Raw genomic sequence first — 21,756 nt, 5'->3', positions numbered from 1 at the left:
CATGTCGATCTGGTCACGCATTGCTGCCGCGATTTCGGCCCTTGCCAGTGGCGAGGGCCTCTCGGCGTTGTTCGACCGTCTGCGCGCCCCCCCCGAACGCAGCGTGGCCTTCACCATCGCCGTGATCGCCCTGGGGGCCAAGATCGCCAAGGCCGATGGCCAGGTCACCCGCGACGAGGTGACGGCCTTTCGCCAGGTGTTCCACATTCCGCCCGAGGAAGAGGCCAACGCCGCGCGGGTCTTCAACATGGCCCGCCAGGACGTGGCCGGATACGAGGAATACGCCCGCCGCATCCGCGCCATGTTCAACCGCGATTCCGACCGGATGACCCTGCGCGACCTGTTCGAAGGCCTGTTCCACATCGCCGTGGCCGATGGCGCCTACCACGAGAAGGAAGACGATTTCCTGCGCCGTGTGGCCGAGATTTTCGGGCTGGGCGCGCGGGAGTTCCGCGCCATGCGGGCCCGGTTCGTGCCCGACGCCCGCCCCGACCCCTGGGAGGTCCTGGGGGTCGAACCCGGAACCCCGCCCGACGCGGTGCGCGCCGCCTGGCGCCGCCTGGTGCGCGAGGGCCACCCCGACCGCATGATCGCCCGCGGTGTGCCGGAAGAGGCGGTGCGCATGGCAGAGACCCGGCTGATCGCCATCAACCGCGCCTATGAAGAGATCAGCGCAGGCCGCGCGTGAGGTTCGCCAGCTACAACGTTGAATGGTTCAACAGCCTGTTCGACGATGCAGGCGCCCTGATCGACGATGACGGCTGGTCGGCCCGCTGGAATGTCACCCGCGCCACACAGACGGCCGCGCTGGGGGCGGTGTTCCGCGCGCTTGACGCCGATGCGGTCATGGTGATCGAGGCGCCGGACACCAGCCGGGGGCGCGACGGCACCCGCGCGCTTGAGACCTTCGCGGCACGCTTCGGCCTGCGGGCAAGGCGGGCGCTGATCGGATTTGCCAACGACACCCAGCAGGAGATCGCGCTGCTGTATGACCCCGACAGCATGACCGCCCGCCATGCGCCCGGCGGCCTGGCCCTGGGGCAGCCCGGCGCACGGCAGAACCCCCGCTTTGACGAGGCCTTCCATATCGATCTCGATGTCGATGCCGCCCCCGAAACGGTGCGCTGGTCGAAACCGCCGCTTGAGGTGGCGCTGCGCACCCGCGCGGGAAACGATCTGCGGCTGATCGGGGTACACGCGAAATCGAAGGCACCGCATGGGGCCAGTTCCGAGGCCGACGCCATGCGCATCGCGATCGAGAACAGGCGCAAGCAGTTGGCGCAATGCATCTGGCTGCGCCAGCGGGTGCAGACCCACCTGGACGCGGGCGATTCCGTCATGGTCATGGGGGATTTCAACGATGGCCCGGGGCTTGATGTCTATGAACGGTTGTTCGGGCGATCGGGGGTAGAGATCGTGCGCGGCGAAGGCACGGCGGCGCAGCTTCACGATCCGCATATCACCCGTCCGGGTGTCAGCACCGCACGGTTCTGGCAGCAGCACGAAGAGCGCTGGCTTGAGGCGCTGCTGGATTTCATCATGGTATCGCCCGACCTGGCGGCCCGCGCCCCGCAGTGGCGGATCTGGCACCCCCTGAACGACCCGGCGCTGGCCAGCGATCCGGTGCTGGCCGCGGCGCTGAACGATGCGTCGGACCATTTCCCGGTGACGCTGGACATTGACATTTAGCGCCGATGCCGGCCTGTGCGGGCGAAAACCATCGAAGCCCTTAGAAAATCGCCCGACCTGCGCTATATTGGGTGGTATGAAACAGATTGCCGTGCTTTTCCTTGCGGGCACCTTCGCCCTGTCCGCCCCCGCCCAGACCACCGAACCCGCGCCCGAAGGCGATGTCGGGGAAGGTGTCGATCTGCTGGACAGGGGCGCGCGCCTGCTGTTTCGCGGCCTGCTGGACGAGGTTGAACCCGCCATGCGCGATCTGGCGCGCGAATTGCAGAACCTCAACTGGCAAGGGCTGAACATCGAGGATCTGGATGACTATCATCCGCCCGAAGTCTTGCCCAATGGCGATATCATCCTGCGCCGCAAGACGCCCGAGCCGGATCTGCCCCTGCCCGACGGTTCCGAGATCGAACTCTAACGCTCGCCCTTCGCGCGCAGTCGCTTAACGTTGCTTTCCGCCCCCAGGGCGGTGACCAGCGAGGTGAAGCGCGATTGCGCCACCTCGCCGAACAGCGCCTCGGCCGGTTTCGTGAGCCAGAGCTCCAGCAACTTCTTCTTCGGAAACCACCGCAATTCTCCCAGCGAACCGGGCTTGTCGGCCGAGAACATCGCGCCGAACCGCATGGCCCGGCCCAGAACCTCGGCCAGGGCCACCTCTCGTTCGTCCAGAAGGGCGACAAGGGGTTCGAACCGGCTGCCGCTGCGCGAATTCTTGTAGCGGTGCAGCAGGGCAAGGCCCATGAAGACCCGTTCGCGGTGGGTCAGCCCGCCCAGGTTGGCGCGGGTGGCATTGTCGAAACAGGCTTCGTGGCGGTAATCGGGGTGGGCGCGCCAACTGACATCATGCAACAGACAGGCGGCCCGGATGATGCGCAGCCGCTTTTCGCCCTCGCCCTTGAACAGCGGCAGCAGGAATTGATAAAGCGCGCGCCCGAAGCCGGGCAGGCGGGCGTCCTTCTGCTCGGCCCAGCGGCAGGCCTCGATCAGGGGGTCGCGGTCGCGCAGGCGCTGGGGCATCTGTTCAAACAGCAGACCTTCGCGGATGCCATAGCTGGAAATCGCGATGTCGCGCGGCTTGAACCGGCGCACCAGCTGTTTCAGGACCATGGCCGCCAAGGGCACCAGGGCCATGCGCGCCTCGCCGATGCCGGTCATGGCGCGCAGTTCTTCCACGCTGTGGCTGTCGATGAATTTCACCGTGTCCTGAATACCCTGGGGCGTCATGCGGTATTCATGCTGAACGTGCAGCGGATAGCCGCGCCGCTCCATGTCCAGGCGGGCGATGGCCCGCCAGGACCCGCCGACCAGGAACAGCCGCTTGTTGTCGATCCCCATGGTTTCGACCAGATCGTCCAAGGTGGCGGCGATATGCGCCTTGATCGCCTTCTTGCCGCCCTTGATCCCCTGAAGCCGCAGCGGCCCAAGCGCGGATGACACCCGCTTGCCCACGCGCCCTTCGCCGATCTGGGCCAGTTCCATCGACGAACCGCCGATGTCGCAGACCATCCCGTGCGCCCCGGGCCAGCCCAGCAGAACGCCTTGGGCCGATAGGCGGGCTTCTTCGCGCCCGTCAACAACCCACATCTTCAGACCGGTATGTTCGGCCACCTCGGCGCGGAACTCGGGGCCGTCCTCGGCCTCGCGCACGGCGGCGGTGGCAACCACGGTCAGGGGGGTGGCGTTCATCCCCTCGGCCAGTTGCTGAAACCGGATCATGGCGGCCAGCGCGCGTTTGCGCCCCTCGACGCTCAGACGGCCGGTTTCACCGGTGCCTGCGCCAAGGCCCGCCATCACCTTTTCGTTGAAGAAATACGCGGGCGAGCGCGCCGCGCCGTCGAAGACCACCATGCGGACCGAGTTCGACCCCACGTCGACCACCCCGACACGGGACAGGGCACGGGCCGTCGGATCATCGAAAAGAGGGCGGCCAAACGGCGTCCGGTCTTCCTGGTCGTCCTGCATCGCGCTTTCCCGGCAGCTTTGTCGTTGCGGCGACACTGCCCCGTGATCGGCGCCCGGTCAATGCGAAGCGGCCTTTTGTCCCGGTGCAATCCGGGGCAGACTGGGGCGATTCCACTCTGAAGGTTGCCATGGCCAAGCAGTTTCCCGCACTTTCCGATGCCCACCGCGATTTCATCGCGCGCCAGCACATGTTCTTCACCGCCACGGCGACCACCGACAGCCGGGTCAATATCTCGCCCCGCGAAATCGGCGCCCTGCGCGTGGTGGATGCGCAGACGGTGCTCTACCTCGACAGGACGGGCAGCGGCATGGAAACCGCCGCCCACCTCAGGGCCGACGGGCGGATGACAATCATGCTGTGCAGCTTCGCGGGCCCGCCGCAGATCATGCGCCTTTACGGCCAGGGCACCGCGCTCAGCCACGGAACCGCGGCATTTGACAGCGCCATCGCCGCCCATTTCGATGCCCCGCTGCCCCTGGGCACCCGGCAGATCGTGCGCCTGGCCATCGACCTTGTGCAGACATCCTGTGGCTACGGCGTGCCGCTGTTCGACTACCAGGGCGAACGCCAGGCGATGGAGAACTGGCACGACAACAAGGGCGAAGAGGGCATCCGCGACTGGTGGGACAAGGAAAACCGCGAAAGCATCGACGGCTTGCCGACGGGCTTTCCGGCCCTCTGAACGCTGCGCCCGGCCGCACCGTCGGAATTTGAGTATTTGGGCAAGAAAGAAACGGGCGCTGCCTTTCTTTCTTGCTGAAAATACTCATTAATCCGGCGTTGCCGCAGGCTCAGTCCTCGGAATGGGTCAGCGCCGGCACATCGCTGGCGCCGGCCGTGCCGCGCCCCGAAAGCGATGGGTTTTCCATGAAGAAGCGGTGGCAGTTGAAGGGCGGCGTGTCGCCCTCGGGCAGGCTGCGGGCAAAGCTGCCGTCGGGCGACAGGATCCAGCTTTGCGCGGTGTCGGCCATGTTGGCCGCCATCACCTGGCTGACGATCTGTGCCTTGACCGTGGGGTTGGTGCATTCCACCAGGGTTTCGACCCGGCGCACGAGGTTGCGGCCCATCCAGTCGGCCGAGGATATGAAGACGCGGGCCTTGCGCGAGGGCAGGTCGTGGCCGTTGCCGAAACAGACGATGCGCGAATGTTCCAGGAACCGCCCGACGATGGATTTCACGCGGATGTTCTCGCTCAGCCCCTTCACGCCGGGGCGCAGCCCGCAGATGCCTCGCACCACGAGGCTGATCTTCACCCCCGCCTGGCTGGCGGCATAAAGCGCGTCGATCACCTCGGGGTCGACAAGCGCGTTCATCTTTGCCCAGATCGACGCGGGGCGCCCGGCCTGGGCGTTCTCGGCTTCCTGCCCGATCATGTCCACCAGCGCCGTCTTCAGCGAAAGCGGCGAGATTGCCAGGTTTTCCAACCGGTCGGGCACCGCATAGCCCGAAAGATAGTTGAAAACCCGCGTCGCATCGCGCCCCAGCGCGGCATCGCAGGTGAAGAACGACAGGTCGGTATAGATCCGCGCCGTGATCGGGTGATAGTTGCCCGTGCCGTAGTGGGTATAGGTGACAAGCTGATCGCCCTCGCGCCGCACCACGGTGGAAATCTTGGCGTGGGTCTTGAGGTTGATGAAACCATAGACGACATGCGCCCCCGACCGTTCCAGCCGCCGGGATTGGGCGATGTTGGCCGCCTCGTCGAAGCGGGCCTTCAGCTCGACCAGGGCGGTCACGGATTTGCCCTGTTCCGCGGCATCGCAAAGGGCCGAGACGATGGGCGAATTGCGCGAGGTGCGATAGAGCGTCTGCTTGATCGCCACCACGTCGGGGTCGTTCGCGGCCTGGGCCAGGAACCGGATCACCATGTCGAAGGTCTCGTAGGGGTGATGCAGCAGCATGTCCTTCTGGCGGATCGCCGCGAACATGTCGCCGTCGTGGTCCTGCACCCGTTCGGGGACGCGGGGCGTGAAGCTGGGCCACAGCAGGTCGGGGCGTTCGTCCAGCACCAGTTCCTTGAGGTCGGCCATGCCGATCATGCCGTCCAGTTCGATCACCTCGTTCTCGCGGACGGGCAGTTCCTCCATGATGACCCGGCGCAGCCCGGCCGGCGCACCGGTGGAGATGGTCAGGCGCACCACCTCGCCGCGGCGGCGGCGTTTCAGCGCCACCTCGAATTCGCGCACCAGGTCTTCGGCCTCGTCCTCCACCTCGAGATCGCTGTCGCGCAACACCCGGAACGCGCAGGAGCCCTTTTCGGTATAGCCGGGGTAGAGCGAGCCGAGGTGCAGCAGCAGGAGTTCCTCAAGCGGGAGGAAGCGGGCCTTTCCGTCCTCGGCGGGCAGGCGCACGAACCTGTCGATCTGGGCCGGGATCGGCAGAAGCGCGCGCAGCTTGCGCCGGTCGGCCCGGCGTTCCAGTTGCAGGGCAAGGGAATAGCCGGTGTTCGGGATGAACGGAAAGGGATGGGCCGGGTCGATGGCCAGGGGCGACAGGATCGGGAAGACCTGGGTCAGGAAGACCTGTTCGAGATGCGCAAGGTCGGCATCCGTCAACGCATCGCGCGCCAGGATGCTGATGCCCTCGTCCTCAAGCAGGGCGCGCAACTCCTGGAACTGGGATTGCTGTTTTTCCAGAAGGGCGCGGGCGTCACGGTCGATCAGCACCAGTTGTTCCACCGGGGTCAGCCCGTCGGTGGCGGGGGTGGTGTTGCCTGCCTGGGCCAGTTCGCGCAGCCCGGCGACGCGGACGGTATAGAATTCGTCAAGGTTGGTGGCGCTGATCGACAGGAACCGCAGCCGCTCCAACAGGGGCACGCGCGGATTGCCCGCCTCTTCCAGCACCCGCCAGTTGAAGGCCAGCCAGCTGAGTTCGCGGTTGAAGAACCGCGCCGGGCCGGTCAGGTCGACATCGGGCAGATCGGTGGCTTCGGGGAAGGGGGCGGCAAGGAAATCGGTGATGCTCATGGGCGGTTTGTGACCAATCGCTGTAACGGGAACATGACGATCATGCGTCCGGCGTGTCACCATTGTCCAGCACCCGCGCCGCCAGCGGTTTGGTGATCGGCCGCTTTTCCGCGAGCGAGATCTTGTCCAGCCGGTTGACCAGGGCGCGCGCCGCGGCAAAGGACCGCTCCATCCGCAGGGTGACATAGCGGATCACCTCGGGGTCGACGTTCAACTGCCGGTCGGAAAACATCTTGGCCACCACGGCCGCCAGCAGGTTGTCGTCGGGCGGGTCGATGCGGGCAACATCGGCGGCCTGCATCCGGCTGGCCAGATCGGGCAGGGTAAGGCGCCACTGGGCCGGCGCCTCTTGTCCGGTCAGCAGCAGGGTGCCGCCCTCGGCCTGGGATAGGTTGTGCAGGTGGAACAGCGCGCGTTGGGCCGGGGCATCGGTGGCGATGGCATGCACGTCCTCGACCACCAGCGGCGCGCGGGCCAGGGCGGGAATGTCGGCCTCCTCCAGCGCCGCTGCGGGCAGGATCGGCGCACCTGTGGCGGCGGCGAAGACATGGGCCATATGCGTCTTGCCCGCGCCCGGCGGCCCGCAAAGCGCCAGCTTGCGCAGCGGCCAGTCGCGCCAGCCGTCCAGTGCCGCGACGGCATTGGCATTGGCGGGCGAGACGAAGAAATCCTCGCGCCCCAGTGCCGGGACACTGGGCAGATCGAAGGTCAGTTGCCGTTCCATGGTTCAGAAGCTGTCCTGGCGAACGACAGTGCTGTCGTCGGGGTCGTTGCCACGGTAAAGCTGGCTGTGGCGGTATTTTCCAAGGGCATAGCGGATGATGACGCCAAGGGCCGCCGCCACCGGCACCGCGACAAGCAGCCCGACAAAGCCGAACAGCGCGCCAAAGGCCGACAGCGCGAAGATCAGCCAGACGGGATGCAGCCCGATGGACGAGCCGACAAGCTTGGGCGTCAGGACATTGCCCTCGATCAACTGGCCGGCCTGGAAGATCACCGCCACCAGCACGATCCACAGCCAATCCCCCCAGAACTGGAACAGCGCAAGGCCGATGGCAAGGCCACCGCCCACCAGGGCGCCGACGTAGGGAATGAAGGTCAGCGCGCCCGCGATGGCGCCCACCACCAGGCCGAAGGGCAGCCCGACCAGCATCAGCGCCCCGGCATAATAGATGCCCAGGATCAGGCAGACGGTCCCCTGTCCGCGCACGAAGGCGGCCAGAGTACGGTCGATGTCGCTGGCGATCTGGCGCACGGTCACGACATGTTCGCGCGGGATGTGGGAGTCGATCCGGGCAACCATCTTGTCCCAGTCCAGCAGCAGGTAGAAGGCCACCACCGGCACCACGACGAACAGGACCAGCACGTTCACGATGCCGCTGACCGACGAAAGGACACCGTTCAGCAACTCGCCTCCCCGGCTCTGGATGGTCTGGCCGACCCCGGCAAGGGATTTGCGCACGACCGACCCTTCGTCGACAAGGTCGGGGAAGCGTTCGGTCAGGAACTTCTGAAGATTGCTGGCCATCTTGGGCGCCGATTCGATCAGACCGGCGGCCTGGCTGATCAGGGTCGGCACCACCGCCAGCGCCAGCACCACGAACAGCAGCAGCCCGACGATCGTGATCACCGTGGTCGCCATCACCCGGCTGAGGCCAAGACGCTCCAGCCGGTCTGCCACCGGATCAAGCAGGTAGGCGATACCGCCCCCCAGCAGGAACGGCAGGATCACCCCGCCCAGCCACCAGAGAAGGAACAGGAAGACCGCCGCGGCGATTCCCCAGTATTTCAGTTGTTCGCGCACGGTAAGTGCCATCGGGCGTCCTCGCATTTACGTTCTCTTCATCGCCCACCCCATGCCATGGTTCAAGCGCAACCTGCCTGTCGGGAAGGTGCCGGGTATGCAATTGTGGCCCGAAATCCCTGTGTCTGCGTCCTTGCGGCCCAGCCTCCCCGGGCCGCCATCACCGGTGCTGCGGGCCGCGCCGGGGCGGCTGCCGGGCACCGGTGACCATGGGTAAGGTATCCCTTACTTTATTTCGTCCTTCCCTTGCGTCATTGTAATCTTGTTTCGTGAGCGGGGAATTTTTCCCGGAAACAGCGGGCGGGCGGTGTCGCCATTCATTCAGGTGGCCCGTCTGTCCGACCCTGACCAGGGGACTGTCCCGGTTCCCCAAACGTGCCATTCCGCGCGTCGGCCAGGGAAACATCGTGGTCCCCCTTTCCCCAGGTGGCGAACCACGGATGGCAGAGGGGAGGTGGTGAGTGTCGCCGCCCTCTGCCATTTTTTAACCAACCTTCAGGTCAAGCTGTCGTGAGAACAATCGCCAGATGCCGGCAACCGGGCACCGGCTCGGCCGGGGGTAGGGTTTTCCGTACTTTCGCCGCTCATGCCGCTGCGTCAACATGGCCCTGTTGACTGAACGGGGAATTGTTCCCGGTAACAACGGACAGGCGGCGCAGCCATGCATTCAGGCGGCCCGCCTGTCCGCCCTTGGCCAAGGCGCGCCTTCGGGGGCGCAGATGGAGCTCGCTTCGGTGGTCAAGGGATACGCGGCGCGTTATCCCCAGCCGCGCAGGCGCAGGAGGTGCGGCCAACCCCGTGTCTCCTGCGCCGAAACCTCTCCAGCCATGGCCTCACCTGCTGCGCGGGCAAGCGCCGGTCGGCACTGCCGCCTTGCCTGTGCGGCCCGGCCCGTCTAAACCGGCCAGCAACATTCCTGCCTCATCAAGTGAGCCACCCACATGCGCCTGTCCCGCTATTTTCTGCCCGTTCTCAAGGAAACACCCTCCGAGGCGCAGATCGTCTCGCACCGCCTGATGCTGCGGGCGGGGATGATCAAGCAGGCCAGCGCGGGCATCTATTCCTGGCTGCCTCTGGGCTACAAGGTGCTGAAGAACATCGAGGCGATCGTCCACGAAGAGCAGCAGCGCGCGGGCCACATCCCCATGCTGATGCCCACGCTGCAAAGCGCGGACCTGTGGCGCGAATCCGGACGTTACGATGCCTATGGCCCCGAAATGCTGCGCATCACCGACCGGCACGGGCGCGACATGCTCTATGGGCCGACGAACGAGGAAATGATCACCGACATCTTCAAGGGCGCGGTGGGCAGCTACAAGGATCTGCCGCTCACGCTCTATCACATCCAGTGGAAATTCCGCGACGAGATCCGCCCCCGCTTCGGCGTGATGCGCGGCCGCGAGTTCCTGATGAAGGACGGCTACAACTTCGACCTCACGAAAGAGGACGCGCTGCACGCCTACAACCGCCACCTTGTCAGCTACCTGCGCACCTATGAACGCATGGGATTGCAGGCGATCCCGATGCGCGCCGACTCAGGCCCCATCGGCGGCGACGATACCCACGAATTCCTGGTGCTGGCCGAAACCGGCGAGAGCGAGGTGTTCTATGACGCCGAGATCACCGATCTGAAATTCGGCGACCGCGAGATCGACTATGACGACAAGGCGCAATGCGCCGCCGTCCTTGATGAATTCACGTCCCGCTATGCCCGCACCGACGAAACCCACGACGAGGCGGAATTTGCCAAGGTGCCCGAAGACCGCCGCCGCACGGCGCGCGGCATCGAGGTGGGGCAGATCTTCTACTTCGGCACCAAGTACTCCGACGCCCTGGGCGCGCTGGTGGACGACGGCAAGGGCGGGCGGGTGCCGGTCCACATGGGCAGCCACGGCATCGGCGTCTCGCGCCTGCTGGGCGCCATCATCGAGGCGAGCCATGACGACAAGGGCATCATCTGGCCCGAGGGCGTGACGCCCTTCCACTGCGGCATCGTCAACCTGCGCCAGGGCGACAGCGATTGCGACGCCGCCTGTGAAAGCCTCTATGCCAGGCTGACAGCCCTGGGGCTTGAACCGCTCTATGACGACCGCGAGGAACGGGCAGGGGGCAAGTTCGCCACCATGGACCTGATCGGCCTGCCCTGGCGGATCACCGTCGGCCCGCGCGGGTTGAAGAACGGCGTGGTGGAACTGACCAGCCGCCGCACGGGCGAGAGCGAGGAAATGAGCGCCGAAGCTGCCGTCGCGCGCATCGCGTCGATCTACGGCAAGGGCTGAGAGGACGGGACGCCTCCGGCGGGGGAGTATTTGGGACAAAGAAGAAGTCAGACCGGCTGTATTCTTCTTTGGAAAAATACTCCCGCCGGAGGCGTCCCCACATCGACCACAGGCGCGCCGATCCCCCGGGCGCGTGACGCAAGCAAAGGCAGCACCCACATGACAGGCCGCACCGCCCCGTTTTCGCGTTTCGAATGGATGATCGCCTGGCGCTATCTTCGGGCCAAGCGGGCCGAGGGCGGGGTCAGCGTGATGACCTGGATTTCGCTGGCCGGAATCACCCTGGCTGTCTTTGCCCTGATCGCGACGCTGGCGGTGCGCTCGGGCTTCCGGGAAGAGTTTGTCGATACGATCCTGGGGGCCAACGCCCATGTGACGCTCTATTCCTCGGTGCGTGTCACCGAGACGGGACAGACCACCCGCACCATCCCCGATTATGCCGAGATGGCCGCGCGGGTGCGCGCCGTCGATGGCGTGATCCGGGCCGCGCCCCTGGTCAAGGGGCAGGTCATGGCCACCCACCGCGGATCGAACGCGGGGGTGGAGGTTTTCGGGATCAGCGCGGAAGACCTGGCCACCATCCCGCGTGTCGCCGAGCCTCTGGAAGCCTGGGGCGACATTGCCGACTTTGGGCAGGGCGTCGCCATCGGATCGGGGGTGGCGCGCGAGCTGGGGCTGAGCGTGGGCGACCGGATCAAGCTGATCTCGCCCGATGGGGCGAAGACGGCCTTCGGCACCTCGCCCCGGGTCAGCAATTATGACGTGACCTATATCTTCACCGCCGGGCGCTATGACATCGACCGCACCCGCCTTTACATGCCCTTCGCCGAGGCGCAGTCGTTCTTCAACCGCGAGGGCGTGGCGGACGAACTGGAGATCATGGTCGAACACCCCGAGGCGGTGGACGACCTGACGCTGCCGCTGCTGACCGCGGGGGGCGAGAATGCCCTGCTCTGGACCTGGCGGGATGCGAGCGGAGGTTTCCTGCGGGCACTGGATATCGAGGACAACGTGATGTTCATCATCCTGTCGATCCTGGTGCTGATCGCGGCCATGAACATTGTTTCGGGGTTGATCATGCTGGTCAAGAACAAGGGGCGCGACATCGGCATCCTGCGCACCATCGGGCTTTCCGAGGGCAGCGTGCTGCGGATCTTCTTCATCTGCGGTGCGGCGACCGGCATCATTGGCACCCTGTTGGGGGTCACGCTGGGATGCGCCTTTGCCATCTGGATCGACCCGATCTTTTCGGCGGTGAACTATCTTTCCGGCGGCGGGGTGTGGGATCCGTCGATCCGCGGCATCTATGCCCTGCCGGCCAAGTTGCAGGCGGGCGACGTGATGTCGGCGGTGTTCCTGTCGCTGGGCCTGTCCTTCATCGTTACCATCTTTCCCGCCCGCCGCGCGGCGCGGATGAACCCGGTCGAGGCCCTGCGTTATGAGTGATCCGGTGCTGGTGCTGGAGGGCATCGACAAGACCTACAACAAGGGGGCCGTCAACGCCGTGCAGGTGCTGGCAGGGGCTTCGCTGAGCGTGAAGCGCGGCGAGGTGGTGGCGATCATCGCGCCCTCAGGGGCGGGCAAATCGACACTGCTGCACATCGCGGGCCTGCTGGACACGCCCGACGCCGGGCGCGTGGTGCTGGGGGGCGAGGACATGACCGGCCTGTCCGACCGGCGCCGCACCCGGGCGCGGCGCGGCGACATCGGCTTTGTCTACCAGTTCCATCACCTGCTGCCCGAGTTTACCGCGCTTGAGAACATCGTGCTGCCGCAGCTGGCCAATGGCGTGCCGGAGGCCGAGGCGGCCAGCCGCGCGCGCGACCTTCTGGGCCGCGTCGGGATCGGGCACCGCGAGGATCACCGCCCCTCGGCCCTGTCGGGCGGGGAGCAGCAGCGCGTCGCGGTCTGCCGCGCGCTGGCCAATGCGCCCAAGGTTCTGCTGGCCGACGAGCCGACCGGCAACCTGGACCCCGGAACATCGGATGCCGTCTTCGCGGCCCTGATGGACCTTGTGCGCACCACGGGGCTTTCGGCGGTGATCGCCACCCACAACCTGGAACTGGCCGCGCGGATGGACCGCACGCTGCATCTGAAGGACGGCGGGCTGATCTGACGGCGCCCGGCTTTCCGGCGCGGGTGCGGGCAAAAATGTCGGAGCCTCCGGCGGGGATATTTGAAAGGGGGACTATATACTTAACTAGCCTTCAACTCATCATGGGCGGAGATCAATCCGCCCATGAAACTCATGCAGCCTACTTCTTGCGTCCCACGGGGAAGAAGTCCGGGAACATGGAGTACTGGTCATCCATTGGACCGAACCGCTTCTCGTAAAGCCTTTTGAAGTCTTCAATGTCGTCAGACAGCTTCAGCATGGTCAGCACTTCCTGTCTTTGGGCTCGAAGCTTCTCAAGACCATATCCTTCGCTCAGAAACTGGTGGAAGCGCTGCTTCCTTGTTCCTTTCGCATCAATCTGCGGGTTGAGCCGTTGAAGCTCCTTTAGGACTTCCCCGTTTTCGAGCGGTCCGTACACGTACTTGTTGGTAAAGTTCCCAAAGTGCTGAGGCTTGTTGATGACAACGGCCCCCTTGGCCCTCTTAACGTATGGATCCGAACCGTAGACATGGTTCAGCGTGATGTAAAAATCGTCCGGGAACTCCTTTTCCCACTCCCTTTGCTCCTTCTCGATGTACGCGGCCACGAGGAGGCGCAATGCATCAGGGCTTCTCTCGGTCTGATATCCCGTCGCCTCGTCGATCAGGGCGGTGATGCCGACGCTGGCCAGAGCGTTAACGATTGCCTGTGCTTGCCGCGCCATCGGCTCTTGAGCTTTTGTCAGCTTGCCCGCCGCAAAAGCGCGACCTACTGCCTTGCAAACATCAACTAGGACGTCAGCCTCATATCCGTGCGCCGGATCCGGGCCTTCTGTGTTGAAAACAATGGGATTTTCGATCTTTTCCCAAAGCTCCAGATCCAGTTCAGATCCAAGCTTCTTGCCCCCCAAAGTCTTCATGAAGGCGTTACCGCCTTCCGACTTAAGGCCAAGCGCCTTTGCCATGCCTCTTTTGTGGAAAAGCCGCCGTCCATCCTGGAGAACGAAGCAATCCAGTTGCAAGCCGCCGATTGGCAAAATGCCTCGATGGGTTGCCTTGGGCAGGTTGTCAGTGACCACGGATCCACGCGCAGGTGCAATCGCGCTCACTACCTCGTCGAAGCTCGCATCGATAGGTTCAATCAGGTCTTTCTCGTTGTCAGCCATTGATCAGCCCTTTGTAAGTCAGCCGCTTGTCTGCCATGCGGTCGATAGTCATTCCGATGAAGCCCATGGTGCCGATCTGTGCCGTGTTGTGGCGGAAGGAGAACTCCTTCACGTAGCGGTGCAGGTGCTTGGCGCTCATGTAGTGATAGATGCCGATGTAGCCGCGCTTGAGCAGGGACCAGAAGCTTTCGATGCCGTTGGTATGCGCCATGTCGCGGACGTACTCGCCAGCGGTGTGGTTGATGGTGATGTGATTGTAGCCACGGGCCTTGAGGTTGATGTAGCCGCCGTGGGTGTCGGTCACGATGGTAGCGCCCGCCTTGCAATGCTCGCGGACGAAGCGTTCAAGCGTCGTTGCCTTAGTGTTCTCGACCACGACCGCGCGAACTTCGCCATGCTCGTCACGAACGCCGACGACCACAGTCTTGCCAACCGCGCCACGGCCAGCGCGGAGCTTCTTGTCGGCGTGCTTGTTCTTCTCGCGGCCACCGACATAGGTTTCGTCAACCTGCATCTGACCGTCCATGTGGTCGTCACGATCCTTGAGCCAAGTTTCGCGGATGCGCTGTGCAAGGAACCATGCGGTTTTCTGAGTGACGCCAAGCTCCCGCGCCATCTGAGTGCTGGGAATGCCTTTGCGGGCGCTGGTCAGCATGAAAATAGCAAGGAGCCATTTTTGCAGGGGAAGGCGGCTCTCGGCCAGAACAGTGCCAGTGCGGACGCTGAAATGCTTCCGGCAATCCTTGCAGCGGTACGGCATGGGCTTGTGGTCTTTGCACTCGGCCACGCTGACCGAACCACAGTGACCGCAAACCGGCTCGTCGCCCCAACGCTTAGCCTCAAAGAACTTGCGTGCGGCATCTTCATCCGGGAACTTGCGGAAGAACTCAAAGGTGGAGAGGGTTTCAGGCTTCGACATGGTGCAAGCTCCTTATGCACCATGAATAACCTAACTAGCCAAACGACGCAAGCGATTTTTGGCTAGTTAAATATATAAGCCCCTTTGAAAGACCAAAGATGGAAAGGTGCCGGACCCTCCATCTTTGGTCCTATAAATATCCCGGGGTTTGGGGGGGAACCCCAATCCGACCTTCCGAATTCGGTCAGAGGGATGCGGTGATCGCGCCGTCCACGAAAAGCGTGTGGCCGTTCACGAAGCTGGATGCGGCGGATGCGAGGAAGATGCAGGCGCCCACCAGTTCCTCGACATTGCCCCAGCGGCCTGCGGGGGTGCGTTTTTCAAGCCATGCGGTGAATTCGGGGTCCGCCACCAGCGCGGCGTTCAGGGGCGTGTCGAAATAGCCCGGTGCGATGGCATTGCATTGCAGCCCGTGGCGGGCCCAATCGGTGGCCATGCCCTTGGTCAGGTTGGCGACGGCGCCCTTGCTGGCGGTGTAGGGGGCGATGCCGGGGCGGGCCAGAGCGGTCTGGACGCTGGCGATGTTCACGATCTTTCCGGCCTTGCGGGCGATCATGTGACGCGCCACTGCTTGGCCCACCAGGAAAACCGAGGTGACATTGGTTTTCATCAGACGTTCGAAGGCGTCGGCGGGGAAATCCTCGAGAGGGGTGCGGTGTTGCATCCCGGCGTTGTTCACGAGGATGTCGATGGCGCCGTTTTCCTGTTCGAAGGTGTCGATGGCGGCGGTGACCGCCTGCGCATCGGTCACGTCGAAGGCAAGGATCTGCACCGTCGCGCCCTCGGCGCGCAGGGTGTCGGCGGCGGTGGCGAGTTTGCCGGTGTCGCGCCCGTTCAGCAGGATTTCGGCCCCCGCGGCGGCCAGGCCGCGTGCCAGGGCGAAACCGATCCCCTGGGATGACCCGGTGACAAGGGCGCGTTTGCCCTTCAGTGAAAAAAGCGCAAGGCCATCAGCCATTTCCGTTCTCCCGATTGACCTCGACAATTCCGTCGCCGGCTCTTTATGATAACGGTAACAGAACCTGTCAACGAAACCGCCGGAGCCTTATGAGCCAGCAGTCGATCATCATTCATGGTACGGACAGCCCGCACAGCGGGCCTGACCTGGGCCGCGCTGGCGGCACCGTGAACCCGCCGCGGATGGGGCTGACTGCCCTTGGCTAGGCGGGGGTCAACACAGGTCGGCGCCGATGGCGGCCAGGGCGGCGTTTGCCACGTCGACATCCTGATCGCCGGTGCCCGAACCGACGCCGATGCCACCCAGGCAATGGCCGTCGATCCTGATCGGCAGGCCGCCGGGCAGGGCGGTCATGTTGCCTTCGGTGGCGGCGGGAATGCCGGCGCGCACCGCCTCGGGGATATTGGCGCTGGGGGCGCGGATGCTGGCGGCGGTGCGGGCCTTGGCGCGGGCGCTTTTCAGGCTCAGGAACTTGGCGCCGGTCATCCGAAGCTCGCCCAGGGTTTCGCCGCTGGCGTCGACGATCACGATGCATTGGGGTTGCCCGGCCTCGGTTGCCCTGGCGATCGCGGCCTCAAGCATCTTCATCACGCCCGCATGGGTAAGGCGCATCGTCTTTTCGGTGAAGTCCATGGTATTCCCCTTTGTCATTTACCTGACCTGCGCGCAGGGATAGCAATGAAGCCGCGATCCGACCAGCCCGGAGACAGGATGTGACGTTTCATACCGCCAACGACCCGCGATTCGAGCGTTTCGTGCTGTTCAACGCACCGCTCAAGCGACTGGCGACGGGGTTTGACTGGGCCGAGGGGCCGGTCTGGTTCGGAGATGCCGATTGCCTGCTATTCTCCGACATTCCAAACAACCGCATCCTGCGCTGGAACGCGGAGACCGGGATCACCACCTATCGCGCGCCGTCGAATTTCGCCAATGGCCACACCCGTGACCGTCAGGGGCGGCTGGTATCCTGCGAACACGGGGCGCGGCGCGTGAGTCGGACCGAGCACGACGGCACGATCACCGTGATCGCCGACAGCTTCGACGGCAAGCCGCTGAATTCGCCCAATGACGTGGTGGTGAAATCGGACGGCAGCATTTGGTTTACCGATCCCCACTACGGGATCATGACCCATTACGAAGGCCATGCCGCCACGCCGCAACTGCCCCTGCAGGTCTATCGCGTCGAACCCGAAACCGGAGCGGTGCACCATGTGCCGACGCCGGGCATCAATGCGCCCAACGGTCTGTGTTTTTCGCCCGATGAATCCCGCCTTTACGTGGCCGACACGGGCCGGATGTTCAGCGAGGACGCCCGGAATGTGCGGGCCTGGGATGTTGCCCCGGACGGCACGCTGAGCGGGGGCGCGGTGTTCTGCACCGTGCCGGTGGGCGCCTCGGACGGCATCCGCTGTGACAGTGACGGCAACCTGTGGTCTTCGGCGGGGGATGGCGTCTATTGCTATGCCCGCGACGGCACCCTTCTGGGCCATGTCCATGTGCCCGAGATCGTATCCAACATCTGTTTTGGCGGGCGGGGCAAGCATCGCCTGTTCATCACCGCCACCACCAGCCTTTATTCCATCTCACTCAACCGCCAGGGGGTTCAGACACCATGACACAACCACGCATCGGCCTGATCGGCCTTGGAACCATGGGCCGCGCCCTGGCCCTGAACATCGCCGAGAACGCCGAGCCGCTGGCCGTCTACAACCGGACCACCGAAAAGACCGACGATTTCATCGCCCACACCAAGGCCAACGAACCGGCCCTGGCCGAACGGCTGACACCGGCCGACAGCCTTGAGGGTTTCGTTTCCGCGCTGGCCACGCCGCGCGCGGTGATCGTCATGGTCGATGCCGGCGATCCGGTGGACAAGGTGATCGCGGCGCTGCGCCCGCTTCTGAACGACGACGACCTGATCATCGACGCGGGCAACGCCAATTTCCACGACACCAACCGCCGCGCCGCCGCTGCCGAATCCGAAGGCTGGCCCTTCATCGGCATGGGCGTTTCGGGCGGCGAAGAGGGCGCGCGCCACGGGCCCAGCATCATGGGCGGCGGCCCCAAGGATCACTGGGACCGGGTGTCGAACGTGCTCGAGGCGATTTCTGCCAAGTACGAAGGCACCCCCTGCGCGACATGGATGGGCAAGGGCGGGGCCGGGCATTTCGTCAAGGCGGTGCACAACGGTATCGAATATGCCGACATGCAGATGATCGCCGAAACCTATGGCATCTTCCGCGATGGCATGGGCCGTGATGCCGTCACCATCGGCAAGACCTTCGCCAAGTGGAACGACGGCCTGCTGCAATCCTACCTGATCGAGATTTCCGGCAAGGTGGCCACGGCGACGGACCCCGACAGCGGCAAGCCCATGCTTGACATCATCCTCGACCGTGCCGGGCAGAAGGGCACCGGCCGCTGGACCGTGATCGAGGCGCAGCACCTGGGCGCGGCCATCCCGGTGATCGAGGCGGCGGTCTTTGCGCGCAATGCCTCGTCGCGGCTGCCGTTGCGCAAGCGCGGCGAAGAGGTGTTCGGCGCCGCCCCCATGGCCCTGCCCGAGGGCGCGCTGAGCGACGAGGTGCTGGAAGGTGCCATGATCGCGGGCAAGATCATGTGCTATGCGCAGGGGTTCGAGCTTCTGGGCGCGGCTTCGGTACAGTTCGACTGGGGCCTGCCCATGCCCGAGGTGGCGCGGGTCTGGCGCGAAGGCTGCATCATCCGTTCATCCATGCTCAACGACATGGCCGATGCCCTGACCGAGGCGCCGGACGACACGCTGATCTTTGCACCGTTCTTCCGCGACCTGATCGTGCAGCACATTCCGGCCCTGCGCCAGACGGTGGCAACCGCGCTGTCCCACGGCCTGCCGGTGCCGGCGCTGTCCGCCGCGCTGAACTGGTTCGACATGATCCGCACCGCGCGCAGCACCGCCAACATGATCCAGGGCCAGCGTGATTTCTTCGGCGCCCACGGATTTGAACGCACCGACCGCGACGGCAAGGATTACCACGGCCCCTGGGCGATGAACGGCTGATCCGGCACCTCGACCTTGCCGCGCAACCACGCGGCAAGGTCATCGCCCGCGATCCTGCCTTGCGCGGTGGCGATGGCGACGGGTTTACCGTTCGCGCGGTCCAGCACCTTTGGCGGCTCGCGCACCCAGGTCATCGTGGCGATTTCGTTGGTCGGCCGGCGGGGCATGGCGATACCTCATGTGATGTGCGATAGGATGCATGTTCCATTGCGCATTCCCAGGCTGGCGTCACAGACTTCTCGCCTATCCCTCTTGCAAATTTCCTTGTCACGCTTCATTCACGGCAGCTGAACCCCGCGACAGGCGCTGATTTGATGACCAAGCTTTCCAATATCCGCAACTTCTCGATCGTTGCCCATATCGACCATGGTAAATCCACGCTGGCCGACCGGCTGATCCAGCTGACCGGAACTGTCGCCGCGCGCGACATGAAGGACCAGCTGCTGGATGCCATGGACATCGAACGCGAGCGGGGCATCACGATCAAGGCCAATACCGTGCGCATCGAATACCCGGCGCAGGATGGCGAAACCTATACGCTGAACCTGATCGACACGCCCGGCCACGTCGATTTCGGCTATGAGGTCTCGCGTTCCATGCGGGCGGTCGAAGGATCGCTTCTGGTGGTCGATGCCTCTCAGGGGGTCGAGGCGCAGACGCTGGCCAATGTCTATCAGGCCATCGACGCCGACCATGAAATCGTGCCGGTCCTGAACAAGGTCGATCTGCCCGCCGCCGACATCGCCCGTGTGTCCGAGCAGATCGAGGACGTGATCGGCATCGACGCTTCGGACGCGATCCAGATCAGCGCCAAGACCGGCCTGGGCATCCCCGATGTTCTGGAGGCGATCGTCAAGCGCCTGCCCGCGCCCAAAGGCGACCGCGACGCGCCGCTGAAGGCGATGCTGGTGGACAGCTATTACGACGCCTACCTTGGCGTTGTCGTCATCGTGCGGGTGATCGACGGTGTCCTGAAGAAGGGCGACAAGATCAGGATGATGAAGACCGGCGGGCTCTACTCGGTCGACAACGTCGGGGTGTTCCGCCCCAAGATGGAAGAATTCAGCGAACTGGGCCCGGGCGAGATCGGCTATCTGAACGCCCAGATCAAGCAGGTGCGCGACACCCGTGTTGGCGACACGATCACCCACGAAAAGAAGGGCTGTGAAACCGCGCTTCCGGGCTTCAAGCCGTCGATCCCGGTGGTGTTCTGCGGGTTGTTTCCCGTCGATGCCAATGATTTCGAGGACATGCGCGACGCCATCGAGAAACTTGCCCTGAACGATGCCTCGTTCAGCTTCGAGATGGAAACCTCGGCCGCGCTTGGCTTCGGCTTCCGCTGCGGGTTCCTGGGGCTGCTGCACCTTGAGGTGATCCGCGACCGGATCGAACGGGAATACGATATCGACCTGATCACCACCGCGCCCTCGGTGGTTTACAAGATCTTCATGCGCGACGGCACCGAGCAGGAACTGCACAACCCCGCCGACATGCCCGACCCGGCCAATATCGACCATATCGAAGAACCGCGCATCAAGGCGACGATCCTTGTCCCCGATGAATATCTGGGCGACGTGTTGAAGCTGTGCCAGGACCGGCGCGGCATCCAGCTGGACCTGACCTATGCCGGGTCGCGTGCCATGGTGGTCTATGACCTGCCCCTGAACGAGGTGGTCTTCGATTTCTACGACCGGCTGAAATCGGTGACCAAGGGCTATGCCAGTTTCGATTACCAGATGCTGGGCTATCGCGAGGATGCGCTGGTCAAGATGTCGGTTCTGGTCAACGACGAACCGGTCGATGCCCTGTCGATGATGGTGCACCGCGACCGCGCCGAAATGCGCGGTCGGGCCATGTGCGAAAAGCTGAAAGAGCTGATCCCCCGCCACATGTTCAAGATTCCGATCCAGGCCGCCATCGGTGGGCGGGTGATCGCCCGCGAAACCCTGTCGGCCATGCGCAAGGACGTGACGGCCAAATGTTACGGCGGCGACGCCTCGCGCAAGCGCAAGCTTTTGGACAAGCAGAAAGCGGGCAAGAAGAAGATGCGCCAGTTCGGCAAGGTGGAAATCCCGCAGCAGGCGTTTATCAACGCGCTGAAGATGGACAGTTAACCGCCCTCTGGCCGGTCAAGGAACGCGCGAACCGCAGCCTCGAACTCGCGTGGTTTCTCGGCGTGGAGCCAGTGGCCCGCGCCGGGGATCTTGGCAAAGCGGGCGGCGGGGAAATAGCTGCGGATACGCTCGCGGTGTTCGCGCTGCACGTAGTCAGAGTCGGCGCCCGTCAGGAACAGGGTTTCACCCTCGTAGCGGCCGGTGATCTCGGGCCAGCCGATGATCCCGGACATTTCGCTGGCAAGGACATCGAGGTTCAGCCGCCATGTCCTGCCCGCCACATCCAGCGATTGCAGAAGAAAGGCCCGCACGCCCTGTTCGGGGATTGCATCGGCCAGCGCGGCGTCGGCCTGCCCGCGCGAGGTGATCTGCGACAGGTCCAGCCCGCGCATCGCGTCGATCAGCGGCATCTGGGTGTGGCCATAGCCCACGGGGGCGATGTCGGCCACCACCAGGCGGCGCACCAGGTCAGGCCGGCGCAGCGCCAGGACCATCGCCGCCTTGCCGCCCATGGAGTGCCCCAGCACATCGCCGGGGCCGTCGAGGACACCGGCAAGATCATCGGCAAGCGCGGGGTAGGAATGCGAGGGATCCCGGAAGGATTCGCCGTGGTTGCGCATGTCGACGGCCTGCACCTGCCGGCTGTCGGACAGGCGTTTGGCGATCACGCCCCAGTTGCGGGCCGAACCGAAGAGGCCATGGGCAATCAGGAGAGGCGGGCGATCCGTGGGCGAACCGTGGGTGATGACGTTCAACATGAGCCCTTGTTA

At 64.5% G+C, this 21,756-nt stretch carries 20 protein-coding genes; 10 read left to right on the top strand and 10 right to left on the bottom strand.

The window, feature by feature from the left end; genetic code table 11:
• Window position 1 precedes the first annotated feature (1 nt).
• The 3 genes from H7828_RS02940 (at window position 2) to H7828_RS02930 (ending at window position 2,101) form a co-directional block, all read left to right on the top strand.
• On the top strand, window positions 2-688 hold the full coding sequence (locus tag H7828_RS02940) for a molecular chaperone DjiA (protein WP_226779443.1): 687 nt from the start codon (window positions 2-4) through the stop codon (window positions 686-688).
• Window positions 685-1,689 (top strand): endonuclease/exonuclease/phosphatase family protein, encoded by a 1,005-nt coding sequence (locus H7828_RS02935; RefSeq protein ID WP_226779442.1) that lies wholly within the window; start codon window positions 685-687, stop codon window positions 1,687-1,689. Before H7828_RS02940 ends, H7828_RS02935 begins: the two co-directional genes overlap by 4 nt.
• Window positions 1,690-1,765: 76 nt before the next feature.
• Entirely contained in the window at window positions 1,766-2,101 is a 336-nt protein-coding gene (locus H7828_RS02930) for an AAA+ family ATPase (RefSeq protein WP_226779441.1), read from the top strand.
• On the opposite strand, the gene H7828_RS02925 is transcribed toward H7828_RS02930, so the two are convergent.
• On the bottom strand, window positions 2,098-3,645 hold the full coding sequence (locus tag H7828_RS02925; RefSeq protein ID WP_226779440.1) for a Ppx/GppA family phosphatase: 1,548 nt from the start codon (window positions 3,643-3,645) through the stop codon (window positions 2,098-2,100). The genes H7828_RS02930 and H7828_RS02925 overlap by 4 nt on opposite strands.
• A gap of 128 nt (window positions 3,646-3,773) precedes the next feature.
• Here H7828_RS02925 and H7828_RS02920 point away from each other — a divergent pair, with 128 nt between their 5' ends.
• Window positions 3,774-4,328, top strand: a complete 555-nt coding sequence (locus H7828_RS02920; protein WP_226779439.1) for a pyridoxamine 5'-phosphate oxidase family protein — start codon at window positions 3,774-3,776, stop codon at window positions 4,326-4,328.
• Window positions 4,329-4,437: 109 nt separating this feature from the next.
• Here the strand turns inward: H7828_RS02920 and H7828_RS02915 are convergent, their stop codons facing one another.
• Genes H7828_RS02915 through H7828_RS02905 form a run of 3 tightly spaced genes read right to left on the bottom strand, consistent with a single transcriptional unit; the run spans window position 4,438 to window position 8,428 of the window.
• Window positions 4,438-6,612, bottom strand: coding sequence for an RNA degradosome polyphosphate kinase (locus H7828_RS02915; RefSeq protein WP_226779438.1), 2,175 nt, complete (start codon window positions 6,610-6,612; stop codon window positions 4,438-4,440).
• A gap of 40 nt (window positions 6,613-6,652) precedes the next feature.
• The gene (locus H7828_RS02910) at window positions 6,653-7,336 is read right to left on the bottom strand and encodes an HdaA/DnaA family protein (protein WP_226779437.1); all 684 of its coding nucleotides are present in this window, start codon (window positions 7,334-7,336) and stop codon (window positions 6,653-6,655) included.
• Window positions 7,337-7,339: 3 nt separating this feature from the next.
• Entirely contained in the window at window positions 7,340-8,428 is a 1,089-nt protein-coding gene (locus tag H7828_RS02905; RefSeq protein ID WP_226779436.1) for an AI-2E family transporter, read from the bottom strand.
• A 929-nt stretch (window positions 8,429-9,357) separates the two neighbouring features.
• Here H7828_RS02905 and proS point away from each other — a divergent pair.
• The 3 genes from proS (at window position 9,358) to H7828_RS02890 (ending at window position 12,811) form a co-directional block, all read left to right on the top strand.
• Window positions 9,358-10,695 (top strand): proline--tRNA ligase, encoded by a 1,338-nt coding sequence (gene proS, locus H7828_RS02900; protein WP_226779435.1) that lies wholly within the window; start codon window positions 9,358-9,360, stop codon window positions 10,693-10,695.
• Between the two features lie 159 nt (window positions 10,696-10,854).
• The gene (locus H7828_RS02895; protein ID WP_226779434.1) at window positions 10,855-12,141 is read left to right on the top strand and encodes a lipoprotein-releasing ABC transporter permease subunit; all 1,287 of its coding nucleotides are present in this window, start codon (window positions 10,855-10,857) and stop codon (window positions 12,139-12,141) included.
• Complete coding sequence (locus H7828_RS02890; RefSeq protein ID WP_226779433.1) at window positions 12,134-12,811, top strand: ABC transporter ATP-binding protein; 678 nt, start codon at window positions 12,134-12,136, stop codon at window positions 12,809-12,811. The genes H7828_RS02895 and H7828_RS02890 overlap by 8 nt, the downstream gene beginning before the upstream one ends.
• 139 nt (window positions 12,812-12,950) lie before the next feature.
• Here the strand turns inward: H7828_RS02890 and H7828_RS02885 are convergent, their stop codons facing one another.
• From H7828_RS02885 to H7828_RS02870, 4 genes are all read right to left on the bottom strand, one after another.
• Window positions 12,951-13,955, bottom strand: a complete 1,005-nt coding sequence (locus H7828_RS02885) for a P63C domain-containing protein (RefSeq protein WP_226779432.1) — start codon at window positions 13,953-13,955, stop codon at window positions 12,951-12,953.
• Window positions 13,948-14,874, bottom strand: coding sequence for an IS1595 family transposase (locus tag H7828_RS02880; RefSeq protein ID WP_226779431.1), 927 nt, complete (start codon window positions 14,872-14,874; stop codon window positions 13,948-13,950). Before H7828_RS02880 ends, H7828_RS02885 begins: the two co-directional genes overlap by 8 nt.
• A gap of 184 nt (window positions 14,875-15,058) precedes the next feature.
• The gene (locus tag H7828_RS02875; protein WP_226779430.1) at window positions 15,059-15,832 is read right to left on the bottom strand and encodes an SDR family oxidoreductase; all 774 of its coding nucleotides are present in this window, start codon (window positions 15,830-15,832) and stop codon (window positions 15,059-15,061) included.
• Window positions 15,833-16,045: 213 nt separating this feature from the next.
• Window positions 16,046-16,465 carry a GlcG/HbpS family heme-binding protein gene (locus H7828_RS02870; protein WP_226779429.1) on the bottom strand — a complete coding sequence of 140 codons (420 nt, stop codon included), beginning with the start codon at window positions 16,463-16,465 and terminating at the stop codon, window positions 16,046-16,048.
• Between the two features lie 80 nt (window positions 16,466-16,545).
• Here H7828_RS02870 and H7828_RS02865 point away from each other — a divergent pair, with 80 nt between their 5' ends.
• Both H7828_RS02865 and gndA read left to right on the top strand, forming a co-directional pair.
• Window positions 16,546-17,448 (top strand): SMP-30/gluconolactonase/LRE family protein, encoded by a 903-nt coding sequence (locus tag H7828_RS02865; RefSeq protein ID WP_226779428.1) that lies wholly within the window; start codon window positions 16,546-16,548, stop codon window positions 17,446-17,448.
• Window positions 17,445-18,872, top strand: coding sequence for an NADP-dependent phosphogluconate dehydrogenase (gndA, locus tag H7828_RS02860; RefSeq protein WP_226779427.1), 1,428 nt, complete (start codon window positions 17,445-17,447; stop codon window positions 18,870-18,872). Before H7828_RS02865 ends, gndA begins: the two co-directional genes overlap by 4 nt.
• Here the strand turns inward: gndA and H7828_RS02855 are convergent.
• Complete coding sequence (locus H7828_RS02855; protein WP_226779426.1) at window positions 18,842-19,039, bottom strand: hypothetical protein; 198 nt, start codon at window positions 19,037-19,039, stop codon at window positions 18,842-18,844. The genes gndA and H7828_RS02855 overlap by 31 nt on opposite strands.
• A gap of 147 nt (window positions 19,040-19,186) precedes the next feature.
• Between H7828_RS02855 and lepA the strand changes: the two genes are divergently transcribed.
• The gene (gene lepA / locus H7828_RS02850; RefSeq protein ID WP_226779425.1) at window positions 19,187-20,986 is read left to right on the top strand and encodes a translation elongation factor 4; all 1,800 of its coding nucleotides are present in this window, start codon (window positions 19,187-19,189) and stop codon (window positions 20,984-20,986) included.
• Here the strand turns inward: lepA and H7828_RS02845 are convergent.
• Window positions 20,983-21,744 carry an alpha/beta fold hydrolase gene (locus tag H7828_RS02845; protein WP_226779424.1) on the bottom strand — a complete coding sequence of 254 codons (762 nt, stop codon included), beginning with the start codon at window positions 21,742-21,744 and terminating at the stop codon, window positions 20,983-20,985. The genes lepA and H7828_RS02845 overlap by 4 nt on opposite strands.
• Window positions 21,745-21,756 lie beyond the last annotated feature (12 nt).

It is taken from the genome of Oceaniglobus trochenteri (assembly GCF_020529025.1).
GTDB lineage: Bacteria > Pseudomonadota > Alphaproteobacteria > Rhodobacterales > Rhodobacteraceae > Oceaniglobus > Oceaniglobus trochenteri.
This window is presented reverse-complemented; position numbering and strand designations above follow the sequence as displayed.